Origin of the sequence: Sphingobium sp. JAI105, assembly GCF_015752145.1 — a bacterium.
In the GTDB taxonomy this organism is placed as follows: Bacteria; Pseudomonadota; Alphaproteobacteria; order Sphingomonadales; family Sphingomonadaceae; genus Sphingobium; species Sphingobium xenophagum.
Genome location: NZ_JADOUC010000001.1, coordinates 462,254 through 477,844, shown reverse-complemented (window position 1 = coordinate 477,844; position 15,591 = coordinate 462,254). Strand labels below are relative to the sequence as shown.

Annotated in this window: 15 protein-coding genes and 1 pseudogene; 3 read left to right on the top strand and 13 right to left on the bottom strand. The window is 62.8% G+C overall.

Features of this window, described 5'->3' with window-relative positions; translation table 11 throughout:
* Positions 1 to 7: 7 nt before the first annotated feature.
* From trbJ to IWY39_RS02050, 8 genes are all read right to left on the bottom strand, one after another.
* A complete protein-coding gene (gene trbJ / locus IWY39_RS02085; RefSeq protein WP_107124008.1) occupies positions 8 to 739 on the bottom strand; it encodes a P-type conjugative transfer protein TrbJ in 732 nt (243 codons plus the stop codon).
* Positions 736 to 3,204: a conjugal transfer protein TrbE gene (trbE, locus tag IWY39_RS02080; protein WP_107124009.1), complete on the bottom strand. Its 2,469-nt coding sequence runs from the start codon at positions 3,202 to 3,204 to the stop codon at positions 736 to 738. The genes trbJ and trbE overlap by 4 nt, the downstream gene beginning before the upstream one ends.
* Positions 3,198 to 3,485, bottom strand: a complete 288-nt coding sequence (locus IWY39_RS02075) for a VirB3 family type IV secretion system protein (protein WP_107124010.1) — start codon at positions 3,483 to 3,485, stop codon at positions 3,198 to 3,200. Before IWY39_RS02075 ends, trbE begins: the two co-directional genes overlap by 7 nt.
* Positions 3,485 to 3,817 carry a TrbC/VirB2 family protein gene (locus IWY39_RS02070; RefSeq protein ID WP_107124011.1) on the bottom strand — a complete coding sequence of 111 codons (333 nt, stop codon included), beginning with the start codon at positions 3,815 to 3,817 and terminating at the stop codon, positions 3,485 to 3,487. Before IWY39_RS02070 ends, IWY39_RS02075 begins: the two co-directional genes overlap by 1 nt.
* A gap of 4 nt (positions 3,818 to 3,821) precedes the next feature.
* Entirely contained in the window at positions 3,822 to 4,796 is a 975-nt protein-coding gene (gene trbB, locus IWY39_RS02065; RefSeq protein ID WP_181316640.1) for a P-type conjugative transfer ATPase TrbB, read from the bottom strand.
* On the bottom strand, positions 4,793 to 5,194 hold the full coding sequence (locus IWY39_RS02060) for a CopG family transcriptional regulator (RefSeq protein WP_107124012.1): 402 nt from the start codon (positions 5,192 to 5,194) through the stop codon (positions 4,793 to 4,795). The genes trbB and IWY39_RS02060 overlap by 4 nt, the downstream gene beginning before the upstream one ends.
* A gap of 14 nt (positions 5,195 to 5,208) precedes the next feature.
* Positions 5,209 to 7,254 carry a conjugal transfer protein TraG gene (locus IWY39_RS02055; protein ID WP_107124013.1) on the bottom strand — a complete coding sequence of 682 codons (2,046 nt, stop codon included), beginning with the start codon at positions 7,252 to 7,254 and terminating at the stop codon, positions 5,209 to 5,211.
* A 119-nt stretch (positions 7,255 to 7,373) separates the two neighbouring features.
* Positions 7,374 to 7,556 carry a hypothetical protein gene (locus tag IWY39_RS02050; RefSeq protein WP_107124014.1) on the bottom strand — a complete coding sequence of 61 codons (183 nt, stop codon included), beginning with the start codon at positions 7,554 to 7,556 and terminating at the stop codon, positions 7,374 to 7,376.
* Here IWY39_RS02050 and IWY39_RS02045 point away from each other — a divergent pair.
* On the top strand, positions 7,555 to 8,505 hold the full coding sequence (locus IWY39_RS02045) for a bifunctional helix-turn-helix transcriptional regulator/GNAT family N-acetyltransferase (protein WP_107124015.1): 951 nt from the start codon (positions 7,555 to 7,557) through the stop codon (positions 8,503 to 8,505). The two genes, IWY39_RS02050 and IWY39_RS02045, sit on opposite strands and share 2 nt — an antisense overlap.
* Positions 8,502 to 9,041 (top strand): GNAT family N-acetyltransferase, encoded by a 540-nt coding sequence (locus IWY39_RS02040; protein WP_107124016.1) that lies wholly within the window; start codon positions 8,502 to 8,504, stop codon positions 9,039 to 9,041. Before IWY39_RS02045 ends, IWY39_RS02040 begins: the two co-directional genes overlap by 4 nt.
* A gap of 186 nt (positions 9,042 to 9,227) precedes the next feature.
* Here IWY39_RS02040 and IWY39_RS02035 read toward each other — a convergent pair whose 3' ends face one another.
* Together IWY39_RS02035 and IWY39_RS02030 are read right to left on the bottom strand one after the other, a co-directional pair.
* Positions 9,228 to 9,662 (bottom strand): hypothetical protein, encoded by a 435-nt coding sequence (locus IWY39_RS02035; protein WP_107124017.1) that lies wholly within the window; start codon positions 9,660 to 9,662, stop codon positions 9,228 to 9,230.
* On the bottom strand, positions 9,662 to 11,731 hold the full coding sequence (locus IWY39_RS02030; RefSeq protein WP_196871328.1) for a TonB-dependent receptor: 2,070 nt from the start codon (positions 11,729 to 11,731) through the stop codon (positions 9,662 to 9,664). Before IWY39_RS02030 ends, IWY39_RS02035 begins: the two co-directional genes overlap by 1 nt.
* 126 nt (positions 11,732 to 11,857) lie before the next feature.
* Between IWY39_RS02030 and IWY39_RS02025 the strand changes: the two genes are divergently transcribed.
* Entirely contained in the window at positions 11,858 to 12,721 is an 864-nt protein-coding gene (locus IWY39_RS02025) for a helix-turn-helix transcriptional regulator (RefSeq protein WP_196871327.1), read from the top strand.
* A 431-nt stretch (positions 12,722 to 13,152) separates the two neighbouring features.
* Here the strand turns inward: IWY39_RS02025 and IWY39_RS23965 are convergent, their stop codons facing one another.
* The 3 genes and pseudogenes from IWY39_RS23965 to IWY39_RS02015 form a co-directional block, all read right to left on the bottom strand.
* Complete coding sequence (locus IWY39_RS23965) at positions 13,153 to 13,473, bottom strand: transposase (RefSeq protein ID WP_229380589.1); 321 nt, start codon at positions 13,471 to 13,473, stop codon at positions 13,153 to 13,155.
* A 77-nt stretch (positions 13,474 to 13,550) separates the two neighbouring features.
* Positions 13,551 to 14,555, bottom strand: a pseudogene (locus IWY39_RS02020) (transposase); the annotation flags it as partial.
* A 190-nt stretch (positions 14,556 to 14,745) separates the two neighbouring features.
* Entirely contained in the window at positions 14,746 to 15,492 is a 747-nt protein-coding gene (locus IWY39_RS02015; protein WP_181316642.1) for an SIMPL domain-containing protein, read from the bottom strand.
* Positions 15,493 to 15,591: the final 99 nt, after the last annotated feature.

The window sequence follows — 15,591 nt, the reverse complement described above, 5'->3', positions numbered from 1 at the left end:
GATGCCGTCAGTCGCGCGTGTAGATGTGGGCCGAACCGATGAAGCGCCGCGTCTGCTCGCGGGCGGCTTCCATGGCCTGCTGCTGGCGCGCACGCTCAAGCGCATCGGCGCGATATTGTGCCGCCATCATCTGCTGGATCTGAAGCTGTTGCTTCGCCGACAGCGCGATGAGCTGGTTGGTCGCCTGAGCCGCCTGCAAACTGCCAGTCGCGGACTGGCTTTGGGATACCAGTTGCGCGAGGAGGTCGGCGTCCTCGTCGATATTCTCGACCACCTGCGCCTGGACCCGCATGGTCTGGCGATACCCCTGCATCGATGCCGCAAAGCGGGTCCGGGCCTGCGCGACGATCTCGCTGGTCGACAGCGCCGTGTCGAAGGCAGCGGGAAATTGCCGGCGCAGCGCCTCGTCGGTGGAGGCAAGGTCGAAGGCGATACCATCGGCCTGATCCATCAGCGTACCGATCTTCTGCATCGACCGGGTGATCTGCGTCAGCGACGAGAAATCGAGGCGCTGGAGATGCTTTGCCATATTGGTCAGCATCGACGCCTGATTTTGCAGCGCCTGGATCTGATTGTTTATCTGCTGCAGCGTGCGCGCAGCTGTCAGCACATTCTGCGCATAATTGCTGGGGTCGAACACGACGCCGCCGAACTGGGCATGTGCCGGCGCGAGCGGAATGATGACTGCGCCAGTGCAGGCGATGCCTGCAAGGACGGACGCGAGAATAGGCGATTTCATGAGAAGAGCTCCTTCTGCTGGGAATGGACGGGGTCTCCCCCGGCGCTGTTCGCGCCGGGGAAGTCTCGGAGAAGCTCTGCGGCCCAGACGAGGCCGCGCGCTTCAAGAAAGGCGGCGGGGAACGCGGCCTGCCCATGTTCGGCAAGCAGCCGGTCGATCAGCTGCTGTGTTTCCGGATCGGAAGCCCCGCACAGGCTGAGCGCGACAGGCCCGAGCGCGAGCTCGAACAGGCGATTGCCCCGCCGGGATTGCAGATAATAATGCCGCTTGGGTGTCGCGCGGGCGATCAGTTCGATCTGCCGGTCATTGAGCCCGAAGCGTTCATATGCGGCGCGTCCTTGCGGTTCGATCGCGCGGTCGTTGGCGAGGAAGATGCGCTGCGGACAGCTCTCGATGATTGCCGGGGCAATGCTGCTGTCCGCGATATCGGCAAGGCTCTGCGTGGCGAACACCACGCTGACATTCTTCTTGCGCAGGACCTTGAGCCATTCGCGGATGCGCTGGGCGAAGACCGGATTGTCGAGAAAGACCCAGGCCTCATCGAGCACCAGCAGCGTCGGCCTGCCATCAAACCGCTCTTCGAGCCGGTGGAACAGGTAGGTGAGAACGGGCAGCACCACGCCTGCCGAGTGCATGAGCGTTTCGGTTTCGAAGCACTGCATGGCCCCGAGCGCAAGGCTGTTTTCGGCGGCATCGAGGAGCCGCCCGAACGGCCCTTCCAGCGTATAGGGCATGAGCGCGGCCTTGAGCGCGTTGGATTGGAGCAGGACCGAAAGACCGGTGAGCGTGCGCTCTTCGGCGGGCGCGCTCGCAAGGCTGGTCAGCGCCGACCAAAGCGCTTCCTTCACCTCGGCTGTTACCTCGACCTTCTCGTGGACCAGCAGCGAAGCAATCCACTCGGCCGCCCAGGCCCGCTCGCTCTCATCGTCGATAGCCTTCAGGGGCTGGAAGGCGAGACCATCGCCCTCCCCCAGCGCATGATGCTCGCCGCCGCAGGCCAGCACAGCGGCGCGGGCCGACAGTCCTTTGTCGAATATATAGACCTGTGATCCGGGGTAGCGGCGGAACTGCAGTGCTAGCAGCGCCAGCAGTACCGATTTGCCGGCACCGGTCGGTCCGACGATCAGCATATGCCCGACGTCGCCGACATGGGGCGAAAGGCGAAACGGTGTCGATCCGCTGGTTTCTGCATAAAGCAGCGGCTGGCCTGCGAGATGATCGTTGCGTGCCGGCCCTGCCCAGACGCTCGACAAGGGCATCAGATGGGCGAGGTTCAGCGTATGGACCAGCGGCTGCCGGACATTGGCATAGACATGGCCGGGCAGCGACCCCAGCCAGGCTTCCACCGCGTTCACGCTCTCGCGAATGCAGGTGAAGCCGAGGCCATTGACTATGCGCTCGACAATGCGGACTTTCTCGTCCGCCACCGCGCGATCCGTATCGGACACGGTGATGGTCGCGGTGTAATATCCGAACGCCACATGATCGCCGCCCAGCGCCTGCAGCGCGAGATCGGCGTCAGCGACCTTGTTGTCGGCGTCGCTGTCCGTGAGCGGCACCGGCTCGTTCATCATCACCTCGCGCATGAGCTGCGCGATCGACTTGCGCTTGTTGAACCATTGCCGACGGATGCGGGTCAGCGCCTTGTTCGCGGCGGTCTTGTCCAGTGCGATGAAGCGGGTGACCCAGCGATAGGCGAAGCCCTGATGGTTGAGCGCATCGAGAATGCCTGGCCGCGTGGCGTTCGGGAAACCCATGACCGTGACGGTCCGCAGATGCTGGTCCCCCAGCATGGGCTCGATCCCGCCCGAAAGCGGTGTATCGACCAGCAGCCCGTCGAGATAGATCGGCGTTTCCGGGACCGCGACGGCATGCCGCTTCGTCGAGATGCTGCCGTGGAGAAATGTCAGCGTCTCGGCATCGTCGAGTGCCCTGACTTCCGCCATGAAGCCGGACAGCAGATCGAGCACACGGTCGGTCTCGGCGACGAATGCCCGTAGTTCCTGCCGCCAGTCTCGTCCTTGCTGCGGAACATCGTGCTCGAGGAGCGCACGTTCGGCCCGGCTCACCTGATCGGCAGGCGGCAGATAACAGAGGGTCAAGTGATAGCGGCTCTCGAAATGCTCGGCGCGCCGTCCATCGAAATGAGCTCTTCGTTCCTCATCGACCAGCCATGATGCTGCATCGGGAAAGTCGCTTACTGGATAGCCCAGCGCTTGCAGGCGCTCGGCATCGAAGAACAGCGCCCAGCCCGAACCCAGACGCCGCAGCGCGTTATTGGCTCGCGCGCAGACCGAAACGAGTTCGGCTTCGGTCGCGCTTTCGAGATCGGGGCCGCGAAAGCGCAGGGTCCGCTGAAAACTGCCATCCTTGTTGAGCACCACGCCCGGCGCGACCAGTGTGGCCCAGGGCAGGTGATCGGCAAGCCGGTCGGCGGTCCCGCGATATTCCTTCAGGTTCAGCATGTAAGATAGGCCTTCTGCCGGAGGTGGCGAGCGAGGACGGTGGCGAAATCGGGATCGCGTTTGGCCGCGAACACCGCGAGGCTGTGCCCGGCGAGCCAGAGCAGAAGCCCCGCGATCCACTGCTGAAGTCCCAGCCCCATCGCGGCGGCGAGCGTACCGTTGAGGATCGCGATGCCGCGCGGCGCTCCGCCCAAGAGGATCGGTTCGGTAAGCGCGCGGTGCAGCGGGACCTCGAAGCCCTCGACATGCCCTCCCGCCGCGATGGAGCCGGCGCCGACCATCAGACCAGCGCTCCGCCGCCGAAGCTGAAGAAGGACAGGAAAAAGGAACTGGCGGCAAAGGCGATCGAGAGGCCGAAGACGATCTGGATCAGCTTGCGAAAGCCGCCCGATGTCTCGCCAAAAGCCAGCGCCAGCCCGGTCGTGATGATGATGATGACAGCGACGATTTTGGCGACAGGACCCTGAACGGATTCAAGGATCTGCTGGAGCGGTTCTTCCCACGGCATGCCGGAACCTGAGGCCATGGCGACAGCGGGGAAGCCGAGAACTGCCGCCGCGATGAGCAGCCGGTTCGGCAACTGGCGTATGGCGGTTCGATAGTGGGCGTGCATGATTTCAATCTCCTGTGCTGTGGGGAATGGCGAGGTCGGTGACGGCGAAATCACCGTCGGCATCGAGCCCGCTGACCTCGGCCACGGTCTCGATCCTGCGGCCGGTGCCCCGGCCGGAAATGAACACGACAATGTCGATCGCTTCCGCGATCAGGCGGCGCGGAACGGTGACCACGCATTCGGCGACGAGCTGCTCGATGCGATAGAGCGCGGAACGCGCGGAATTGGCGTGGACCGTGGCGATCCCGCCCGGATGCCCGGTGTTCCACGCCTTGAGCATGTCGAGCGCTTCACCGCCCCGGACTTCGCCGACGATGATGCGATCGGGGCGCAGGCGCAGGGTCGAACGGACCAGATCGGCCATGGTGACGACGCCCGGCCTGGTCCGCAGCGCTACGGTATCGGCCGCAGCGCATTGCAGCTCGCGCGTATCCTCGATCAAAATGACCCGCTCATCGAGCGTTGCCATCTCGTTCAGCAGCGCGTTGGCGAGCGTCGTCTTGCCCGACGAGGTGCCGCCGGCAACGAGGATGTTCTTGCGCTCGACCACCGCCATGGAGAGCGCCAGCGCGACTTCGGCGCGCATGATGCCATCCGCGACATAGTCGATCAGCCGGTGGATCCGGGCCGCCGGCTTGCGGATTGAAAAGCACGGCGCACTCGCAACCGGTGGCAGCAGACCTTCGAAGCGTTCACCACCTTCAGGCAGTTCCGCGCTCACGATAGGCGCGCCGGCATGGACTTCCGTACGAACATGGCTGGCGACCAAGCGGATGATGCGCTCGGCTTCTGCCGGCTTCACCCGCAATTCCGTATTGACGCGGCCTTCTCCCAGGAGGTCAAGCCGGAGCGACCCATCGGGGTTGACCATGATCTCAATGACGCGCGGATCGCCAAGTGCAGCCGCGATCGCCGGGCCCATGGCAGTGCGCAGCATGGCGCGACGGCGACCCTCCGCCTGGCTGTTGACGCCGCTCATTGTCCGGCCTCGTCGGAAGCCGCGGCACCAATGGAACGGCCTGTCGCCAGCTGCCGCCCGACCTGATCGACGAACCGGCGAAAGCGCTCCCGCCCTATCGCCTGTGCGGCCTTGTCTCCCTCGGGAAGCGGCGCGGTGACGGTCAGCTGGTAGCGCACGAACAGCGAGAGTGTTTCGAGCAGCACAAGGCTGTCGCGTTCGATCCGTCCGATTTGTGTGCTCATCCGGTCGAGCCGGACCTTCAGAAGATCGTCGACCTGACGCGTGGCGCGCCGGTTGAGATAGTCGCGCAGCGCATCGGCAACGATAGCCGACTTGGATGTGCCCGGCTTCGAACCCAATCGTTCCAGCTGAGCAGTCAGTTCATCGTCGAGATAAAGGTGATGGCGGGGTTTCACAGGCGGCCCTCCCCTTAGAAGCTCGGCAGCAGATCGTCGCCACGATCGGCTTCATTCATCGCATGGGCTCGCTGGACAGCGCCGAGACCCCGCAGGCGGTCCATGGCCCGCCGGTCCGCAGCCGTATCGCTGTCATCCTCGATGCCGGGGATCATCTCCGCGCCAGCTTCGGCGATCGGCTCGGGCCGTTCTTCGGCAAGGCCGGGATGGCGCTGCTGCTGCAGGCCGCCTTCGGCTTCCTCATCAAAGGACGCCCCTTCCTGATCAGCGGTCGCCACCAGCCCTTCATGAAGACCGCGCACTTCGCTGCCCCAATCATCGGGCCGCGGGCTGGGGCGATCGGCGTAGACGCCATCATCAGGACCGAGGCTGGGTGGCGGGAGGACCCGGGCAGTGAAATTGGCGTCTTCAAAATAACGAAGCTTCTTCGCGCGGATCGGCGCGAGGCCAGAGACGAGCACCAGTTCATCTGCCGGCGGCAGTTGCATCACCTCACCCGGCGTCAGCAGCGGACGGGCGGTTTCTTGCCGCGACACCATGACATGGCTGAGCCAGGGTGCCAGCCGGTGCCCGGCATAATTGCGCTGCGCACGCAGTTCGGTCGCTGTGCCCAGTGCATCGCTGATCCGCTTCGCGGTTCTCTCGTCGTTCGAGGAAAAGGCGATGCGGACATGGCAATTGTCGAGAATGGCGTTGTTCTCGCCATAGGCCTTCGAAATCTGATTGAGGCTCTGGGCGATCAGGTAAGCGCGGATGCCATAGCCTGCCATGAAGGCGAGCGCGGTCTCGAAGAAATCGAGCCGGCCGAGCGCTGGAAATTCATCCAGCATCATCAGAAGCTGATGCTTGCGGCTCTTGTGCTGATCGCCCTCCAGGCGCTCGGTCAGACGGCGCCCGATCTGGTTGAGGACGAGACGGACCAGCGGCTTGGTCCGCGAAATATCGGACGGCGGAATGACCAGATAGAGCGAGACCGGATGGGCCGCATCGACAAGATCGCTGATACGCCAGTCGCAGGCCGCCGTGTTGCGCGCCACGATCGGATCCCGGTACAGACCAAGGAACGACATGGCGGTGGAAAGGACGCCGCTGCGTTCGTTTTCCGACTTGTTCAGCACTTCGCGCGCTGCGCTGGCGACCACCGGGTGAACCTGCGGCTGCTCCTTCGTCCCCAGATGGTTTGTTGCCATCATCCGCCGCAGCGTATGCGCGAACGAACGCTGGGGATCGGACAGGAAGGTCGCTACCCGGGCAAGGGTCTTTTCTTCCTCGGCATAGAGCACATGGAGGATCGCGCCGACGAGCAGTGAATGCGAGGTCTTTTCCCAATGCGAGCGGCGTTCGAGCGCGCCTTCGGGATCGACGAGAATATCGGCGATGTTCTGGACATCGCGCACTTCGTCCGGGCCTTTACGGACCTCGAGCAGCGGATTGTAGCGCGCCGAGCGCAGATCGGTCGGATTGAACAGCAGGCAATGCGAAAAGCGCGAGCGCCATCCGGCAGTTAGCTGCCAGTTCTCACCCTTGATGTCGTGAACTACAGTGCTGCCGGTCCATGACAGCAGCGATGGCACCACCAGTCCAACGCCCTTGCCTGACCGGGTCGGTGCGAAGGCCATGACATGTTCGGGCCCATCATGGCGCAAATAATCGCCTCGGTAGCGACCAAGAAACACGCCTGCATCGTGGAACAACCCAGCCTTGCCGATCTCACCACGCGATGCCCAGCGCGAAGAACCATAGGTGGTGACATGCCGGTTCTGCCGCGCCCGCCAGAGCGAACCGGCTATCGCCGAAGCGCAACCGAGGAAGCCGCTGACCCCGGCCAGCATGCCGGCTTTGTCGAAGACCTCCGGCGCATAGGCTTCGTAGTGATACCACCATGCAAAGAGCTGCCACGGCCGATAGACCGGATACCCGAACGCCATCGCCCACGGTTCGCCAAGCTGAGCCTGATAGCCGAGCAGGGCGGCGGCCCATTGGGTCGCGGCCCAGACGCCCAGAATGACGATGGCAAAAACGACGAAAATCTGGCCGACAAGCAGCTTGGTGGGGGTCATGATCGAGGCTCCGACTCACGGGCCGCAACAGGCGGCGCGAACGAAGCCGAAGCTGGATCAGGTCAGGGGATCAGCGTGATGCCCGCAACCATCCTCGATGGTCCCTCCCCTTCCCAGCATCATCGGGGGATGTACGCGCAACAGGTCACTTTGCCGACAGAGTTAGCGCTGCAGCTATCAAGCTCATTCTCACCAGCCGACGTTTCAGCGTTCTGCCCGGGCAACGTCAAATTCACCTTCTGGCCAAGCACTTCATCCATATGGTTGACATCGTCAAGTATTCTGGCGAAATTGGTGGCCATGAACGACGCCATTGCCCCCATTCGCAGTTTCAACCGCTTCTACACGCAACTGGCCGGGGCGCTCGATGCGCGCTTCCTGGGCAGCGAGGCGACACTTCCCGAGGCGCGGCTGCTGTTCGAGATTGCTGTCAATGAACCGGGAACCGCCAACGCGCTGCAGGCGAGCCTGGGTATGGATGCAGGCTATGTCAGTCGCATCCTCACGCGTTTCGAGAAGCGTGGCTGGATCATCCGGGATCGCGGCACCGACGCCCGGACTCGTCCGATCCGGCTGACCGAGGCGGGTCGAGAAGCATTCGCGCTGCTTGATGCACGCCAGCGCGATGCCGTGGCGGGCATGATCGCGCGGCTCGATCCCGTCGCACAGGCCGACTTGGTCGAGGCGCTGGCCAGAGCCCGCCTCCTGCTCGACCCCACGACCACATCGGGCTTCACCATCCGCCCGTTTCGGACCGGCGACATGGGCCGGATCGCCGCTCGGCAGTCCATTCTCTACGCCGACAGCCATGCCTGGGGACGCGGCCTGGAGGTGGTGGAAGGCGAGGTCACGACCACGTTCCTGCGTGATTTCAAGCCAGGGCGCGAGCAATGCTGGGTGGCGGAAGTTGACGGCGTAATGGCCGGATCAATCTTCCTGACCGACGAAGGTGGCGGTATCGCACGGCTGCGCCTTCTCTATGTCGAGCCGTTCGCGCGCGGACGACGCATCGGCGACGCGCTGGTCACGACCTGCATCGGCTTCGCGCGGGACAAGGGCTATGCCACGCTGACACTCTGGACGCAGGCTGTGCTGGAGACCGCGCGCCGACTTTATACTCGGCACGGGTTCGAGCGGATCGAAAGCACGGTCCATCACGATTTCGGCGAACCGGTCACCGGGGAACGGTGGCAGCTTCGCCTCGCGACACCGTCGGAGCGCGAGACTGCGCAAGAGGGCCTGACAATATGATCGGCAACGTCACCAACAGGCTCGCCACACCGGCAGACCTCGTCGCGCTCAATGATCTCATGACATTGGCGATTGATCGACTTCAGACCGCCTTCCTCTCGCACGAACAGGTGTTGGCGAGCCGAGCGATCATGGGGCTCGATACCCAGCTTATTCACGACCAAACCTATTTCCTGGTGGAGGAGGACGGCATACTTGCCGGCTGCGGCGGGTGGAGCCGACGTGCGACGCTTTATGGCGGTGACCACAGCGCGTCGCGTGATGCAGCTTTGCTTGATCCGCTTCGGGATGCAGCGCGAGTCCGGGCGATGTACACCCATCCGAATTTCGTCCGGCGCGGCGTAGGAAGGCGCATCCTTGACCTGTGCGAAAAGGCGGCCGCCGCCGAACGCTTCGGCCGGGTGGAACTGATGGCGACGCTGAGCGGACAGCCGCTCTATGTGGCATGCGGATACCGCGTGATCGAACCCGCCGCAGTGGACGTGGACGGGGTGTCGGTGCCGCTTATTCGCATGGGCAAACATTTGAGCGAATAGCACGCGAGGATGCGCGCTATCCGGCAGTCTGCATCCTGCTCCAATCTTTAGCACCTATCCACGCATGTCACCCATACAGCTATCCACGGCGTTTGCGTGGGAACCTCGCACATATCGCGCCGTGGCGAATATCTGCCGGGGCCAGCAAGTCCGACTTATGGAAGGTGGCACGGAGCCCTTGGCTGCTCAGTGCCACGCGTCGCAGATTTTCTCGACTTTCGACCATTCAACACCAAGCGTGTCATTGTGCGCCAACCATTGGCACGCTTCATTCCGGTCTGCCGTTATAAGTCCAGGGACACCGAAGGTCCGCTCGATGCTCATTGGCGCAAACCGCGGATAAGCGACCGGGGGCACAACATTGACCATCGCTGTGACGCGCTGCCTGATGGCATCGGCAATGCCGCTTCGCAGCCAGGCTTTGGTCGCCTGAGCGGAACCATCAGGGTGGACGAGCGCTTCCTCATCCTCGAAAATGCGCAAAACCGCGAAACGCTCGTCTCGCAAAAACCAGTTCCGCCACTCCTCCAGATAGGCAACGTGCTGATCGAGGGAAGACAGACCGCTGGCGACGGAGATCACCAGCGGCCATGCATCCAGCCGCGTTTCAATCAAGCCCATCAGAAGCGCACCTGCGCGCCGATCAGGAATGTCCGGGGCTGGACCAGAACGGCATTATCATAGTCACGGTCCAGCCCCGTTCCACCCACGGGTGCGTGGCCCGGATATCTGGCGAGGGCCTTGCGGCTATCGAACAGATTCTTGAACGAACCCGTGAACCGAATGGCGCCCAAATCGACAGCGGCCTGCATGTCCGCGATCAGCCGCCGGTCCGTTCGCCCAAGCGGACGATTGTTCACATCGGTGAAGTAGGCGCCAGTATAGCTGAGCGCGCCGGCAAGCGAGAAGGCTCCGGATGTCCAGTTCAGCCCGCCGCTGGCGGTGAAGGAGGGGGCCGTCAGCAGATCATTGCCCTCAACGCCGGATCCGGGATAGTCCGCGATCCGGGTTCCCAGCAAACCGAGATCAGCCCGCGCCGTCAGCCCTGCGGCAAGGTCCGCGGCGATGCCCAGTTCGGCGCCCCAGGTTTCCACCTTATCGGCATTGCGAACGACGAAGGCTTCATCGCGTGTGTCATTGGGGGTGAGGTCGAAGGGCAACTGCATGTCGCGATAGCGCGAATAGAAGATGTTCTGGGTCGTGCGAATGCGTCCTCCCGCCCATTCCTGCCGGCCGAAGATCTCTCCGGTCCAGACATATTCCGCGCCATATTCATAGTTCACGATGGGGATGCTGGAGGCGATACCGCCGCCGCCTGCGTTGTAGCCTCGGGAAATCTGGATGCCCCAGCTGCTGCTGTCATCGGGCGACCATGTCAGACCAAGCTTCGGCAGAAAGGCGTCATAGATTGCGTCAGCCGAAATGGCCGCAATCGCTCCGGTCGCATCACCGCCAGACCGGCGTCGCTTCTCACGCTCATAACGCGCTCCGAGCGACAATGAGAGCTGCGCTCCCAGCGGAATCACACCCTCGGCATAGGCAGCGAAAGTGTCGCTCTCGTCCCGGAAGTTCTGGGCGACGATGAATTCGATGAACTCATCCTGCCGCGCCCGGTAGACGTAGAGCTCCGCAACCGCGGAGAGTCCGTTATCGCCCCTGTAACGAAGGCGTGGCTCGACAATGTATTCCTTCGTGTCGATCCGCGCGTTCGAGCTGTTGGGCACTACGTGTCGCAGAAAGCGGAAATCCGTGAAGGATGCGAAGCCTTCCAACGACAAGCGCTCTCCCAAAGGCACGCTTGCCTGCGCGCTGATGCTCGTCGTGCGCGGCTCGTGGACCGGCTGTTGGGGATAGTTGGAAACGCGATTCTCGAAGGGGCGCACGATGATCTCGCCATTCGGCCCCCGATAATCCGTATGGGCAGCGGTGAGCAGCAATCGCAGGCCTGAATCGGATGGCGAAACAAGAAGTAACTTGCCGCGCAATGACAGCGCACGAACTGTTCCAGGATCATCCACCCCCGGATACGACTGATAATCCGTGGCAGACTCGCGGCCATACCAGTCGGCAGACAGGCGCAGGGCGATGCTGTCCTGTGTGATCGGCACATTGATCATGCCAGACAGGCGGCGCTGATCGTAATTGCCCATGGCGATCTGCGCTGCGCCTTCTGATTTGAACGCAGGATCGCGTGTCTCGATGGCGATCGTTCCGGCAATGGAGTTGCGGCCGACCAGCGTGCTTTGTGGACCACGCAGAACCTCGACACGATCGATGTCCCACAGGCCGATATCGCCAAACACGATTTCATTATAGCTGGCGGGACGACCGTCGATCCGCCAGCTTAACCGCGCGCGGCTACCCGCGAAAAAGGCATTGGCGTTTTCCGCCGGTCCCGTGCCATCGATGCCCCGCACTGTCGGCGCTTTGCCCGTGCCTGTCACCAGCGTGACGTTGGGCACTATCTCCAGAATGTCTCTGACAGTGTCGAGCCCGGGCGTGCGCTGGATGTCCTCGCCCGTCAGCACGGCCACGCTGTTGCCGGTGAGCCGAAGCGGGCGCTGGATCAGCTCTGCGGTGACGATGATCTCGCCCCGCTCCTCCACGTCTTGCGCCGATGCGGGCGCGGCGATGGACAGCGCCAGCGCCGAAACGCCAGCACTCAGCAATACGAGACGGTTCACGATCATTCCCCTGTCGGCCCTATTGTTGCGATTGATTTGCAATATTAGGTTCGTATAGTCTGACCGGCGCGGGGTGCTACTCCGCTCTTGGGTGGAATGCTCCATTCGTGACAGAATCGGGGGCAGCGGCAGTTGGATGCAGATCTGGAACTGGAGGCTTTACGCGAGCGTGCGGGCATGCTCGGCGTAGTGCCTCGCCATATCTGCCTGTCGAACGACGCGGCGCTGCGCATGGCGTCGATGGAATATGCGCCGTTCGCCGGTGAGCAGGCTGCGGCAGGTTATATCAGCATCAACATGGTGAGCGCGCGTACGGCCCCGATGATGCGGCGATCCCGCCACGGATCGCTTGAAGGTGTGGTCAGACCGGGGACTGTGCTCCTAAATCTGCCTGACGACGGCGCCGATGTCCGCTGGGGCGCTTGCGGGATGCTGGCACTGGGAATCGATCACAACGCTTTCGGGGCGCGTCTGGGCAAGGAGTTCGACGCCGCGCGACTGGTCGGGGCGGCGTGCAGATTGCACCGCGATCCGCTGCTGACTTCGGTCATGCGGGCAATCTGGCACGAAGGCGAAACGCACGGAATGAGCAATGCCTTTATCGATCACAGCGTCGAATTGCTGTTCGCGCGGCTCGGCGAGCTGAGCGCCGAGGCCCCGCCTCGCCGCCGTGAGAGACCGCTTTCCGACAGACAGATGCGGGACATAGAAGCCTTCATTCAGCTCAAGCTGGCCGATGATCTGACGGTCGCCGATATGGCCGCACTGGTGGGACGTGATGTCGCTGGTTTCAGCCGCGCATTCCGGGATGCCAGCGGCCTGGCACCCTATCAGTTCCTGACAGCCCGGCGTATGGACCATGCAGCAGCGCTCCTGTCTCAGGGAACTTCGGTCACGCACGCCGCATTGGCGGTCGGCTATTCCAATCCCAGTAAGTTTGCCGATGCGTTCCGGCGCGTCCGCGGGCACCTGCCATCTCAGAGACGGAACTCATAATATTTGAAGCCGTGATCGCCAACAAAGCCGATACTCGACCGTTCGAAAGGGCTCCGTAAAACTTGTCCTTTGTTCATCTGGCTATCACGGCATAGTGATCGACCGCCCTTGGGACAAAACCGCCGTTCCTGCACACGACGGGAGTGTCGGGTTTCGGATAAACCTGCCGGTTGCCAAGCCGGATGGCCAGCGGCGCCGTGATAATCATTGCGGCTGCCGCGCTGTCGACAAAATCCCGGTAGCGGAGGCCTCTGAAAAACACCTCAGTCCGTCCGAAAACGGAATGACAGATAGGCTTGTCGGGAGGCCGATGGTGAGGAAGGCCGGTTTTCGGTGGTTGTATGGGAAGTTGTGGAGAGATGGCCCAAGATGGACATAGGGGCCGCTGATGGGCGGAATATCGGATTGTCCTACGTAAAAGCGTACCCTTTTCAGGCATGCACGGCCCGTAGCAGAGCCGGGATGCCCAGGATGTTGATGGCCCGCCTCAGATTGTAGGCGAGCGCGGTAAGGCTGAACTCGGCGTTGACGTTGGCAAGTCCCTGCATCAGAAACGCGCCCTGGTTCATCCACTGCTTGATCGTGCCGAAGGGATGCTCGACCGTTTCACGCCGCTGGTCGAGTATGTCGGGTCGAGCGGCGAGCCTTTCGGCCATGCGTTCGAGCACGGCTTCGCCCTCCCACCGATCGATAGTCCGCTTTGTGCCGGACGCGCATTGGGGCTTGAGGGCACAGGCCCGGCAGGCCCGCATATTGGCATAGCGGATGGTGAATGCCCATTCTTCTGCGAGCGGCTATAAGGCTCGAGACGCTGGCTGCCGGGGCATGTGTAGCAATCGTGGTGGGCATCATATCGGAACTCGTCCTGGGCGAAATAGCCCTCGGTAATGGCAGGGCCGCGCTGCGGGCGAGCGACATATGGTACGACGCCAACGGCCTCGCAGGCAGCAATGTCCTCGCCCTTGTAATAGCCCTTGTCTGCCACGGCTTCAATCTGCTCGATACCCAGCAGTTCTCGTGCGGCGCTGGCCGTTTGCGCCAGAAAGCCCAGGTCGCTGCCCGAGTTGGTCACATATTGCTCGACGATCAGCTTGTGCCGGGCATCGACCGCGACCTGTGCATTGTAGCCCACGCCGACCTTGGGCTGGGTCGCCATCCCGCGCGCATCGGGATCGGTGAGCGACAACTGGCTTTCGCCGCGCGCAACCAGATCGGCCAGCATCGCGCTATGCAATTCGCGCCGCTCCCGCATCCGCGCGACCTTCGCCATCAGCACCGCCGCGCGACGGGCCGCTCCATCGGCCTCGGCTTCGGCGCGATCGGCACGGTCGAGGCGTGACAGATACTCATCGATCCGTTCGTCCGCGAGTTTGATCCACCCGGCCAGCTTCTGGCGCGTGAAGTTGCGCTTGCGGCTGTTCACTGCCTTGAGCCGCGTGCCGTCCACCGCCACCAGTTCCCGCCCGAACAGATCAAGGCGACGGCATAACAGCACGAAGGATCGGAACAGCGGTTTGAATGCTTCGCGGTTCGCCCGGCGAAAATCAGCGATCGTGCGGAAATCAGGACGCAGGCCGCCCAGCAGCCAGATCACCTCAAGGTTGCGCCCCGTCTCTGCCGCCAGGCAACGGCTCGATCGCACCCGATTGAGATAACCGTAGAGATACAGCTTCAGCAGATCGGCGGGATCGTAGCCGGGCCGCCCTGTCGCTTTTGGTCGCGCACGACCGAAGTCCAACTCGTCAAGGTTCAAATCATCCACGAAAGCCGCGATGAACCTGACCGGATTGTCGGACGCAACATAGTCATCGACCGACGCCGGAAGCAGCAGCATCTGATCGCGCGAATGTCCTTCGATATAGCCCATCCCACATCATATCGGACCAGCTACCACACGGGAATCCGTTACGGAGGTTTCGGACGGTCTAACCTGTTTATCGTGATCGATGAAGCGGTCAGTCATCCCTCGACAAGCTGGTAGGTCGCTTATGGGTACTGTTGATCGCGACAGCGACGCGCGACGGTCAAGGTTGAATCGCGTAGACTACCTGCACGCGCACCTGCGTTTCGATCGCTCGGGGCTTCAGTCCGATAGCCACCGGCGGCGTCGGGGGTGGCGCGCTGACCCTCTGCACCGTTACCACGACGTCGTCATATGGCCCTGGGCCGTTGAAGCTTAGATTTGAAATGCTGAGGACGCTGCCTAGCTTCACCCCGGAGGCGCGCGCAATGGCTTCCGCCTGTAGTTTGGCTTCCGCCAGCGCCTCAGCGATGCCACGCCGCCTTATCTCCTTGTCTTCGGCAAGGAAGAAGCGGTCGATGCGGGGGTTAGTCGCGCCAAGCCGCCCGGCAAGCGACACCATTGTACCAGCCTCGTTCACCGCCGCGGTGCGGACTTCCACCTGAAGATCGGCGGTGTAGCCAATGATCGCGCATTCGCCAGTCGACAGGCGCGGATTGCCATAGCTGTTACGATTGCAGTCAGGCCCGCGCACCTCGGTGATAATGACCTGCGCGGAGCGTAGATCGGGCTGGGCGGCAACGCCCGCCAGCCCCTTCTCGATCGCTTCGCGTTTGGCAACCATGGCGCGCACGGCCTCGTCGCTGGTTGCACCCTCGCCGTGGACGGAAAAGTTAACGACAGCACGGTCAGGCGGACTCGGGATCGTTGCAGCACTGGTGACAACGATCCTGGGATGCGCCCCGTCGTCAGATTGCGCGATTGCGGCGGATGATAGGAGGATCGGAAGAAGGGCTGTGAAGCGACGCATGGATATCTCCGATAACAAAGCAGTACGTGTAGCGGCCAGCACCCCTGGAACACACCATGGCAGGACTGCTGCGAGCTGTCGAAATGGCCTGATTGTCGT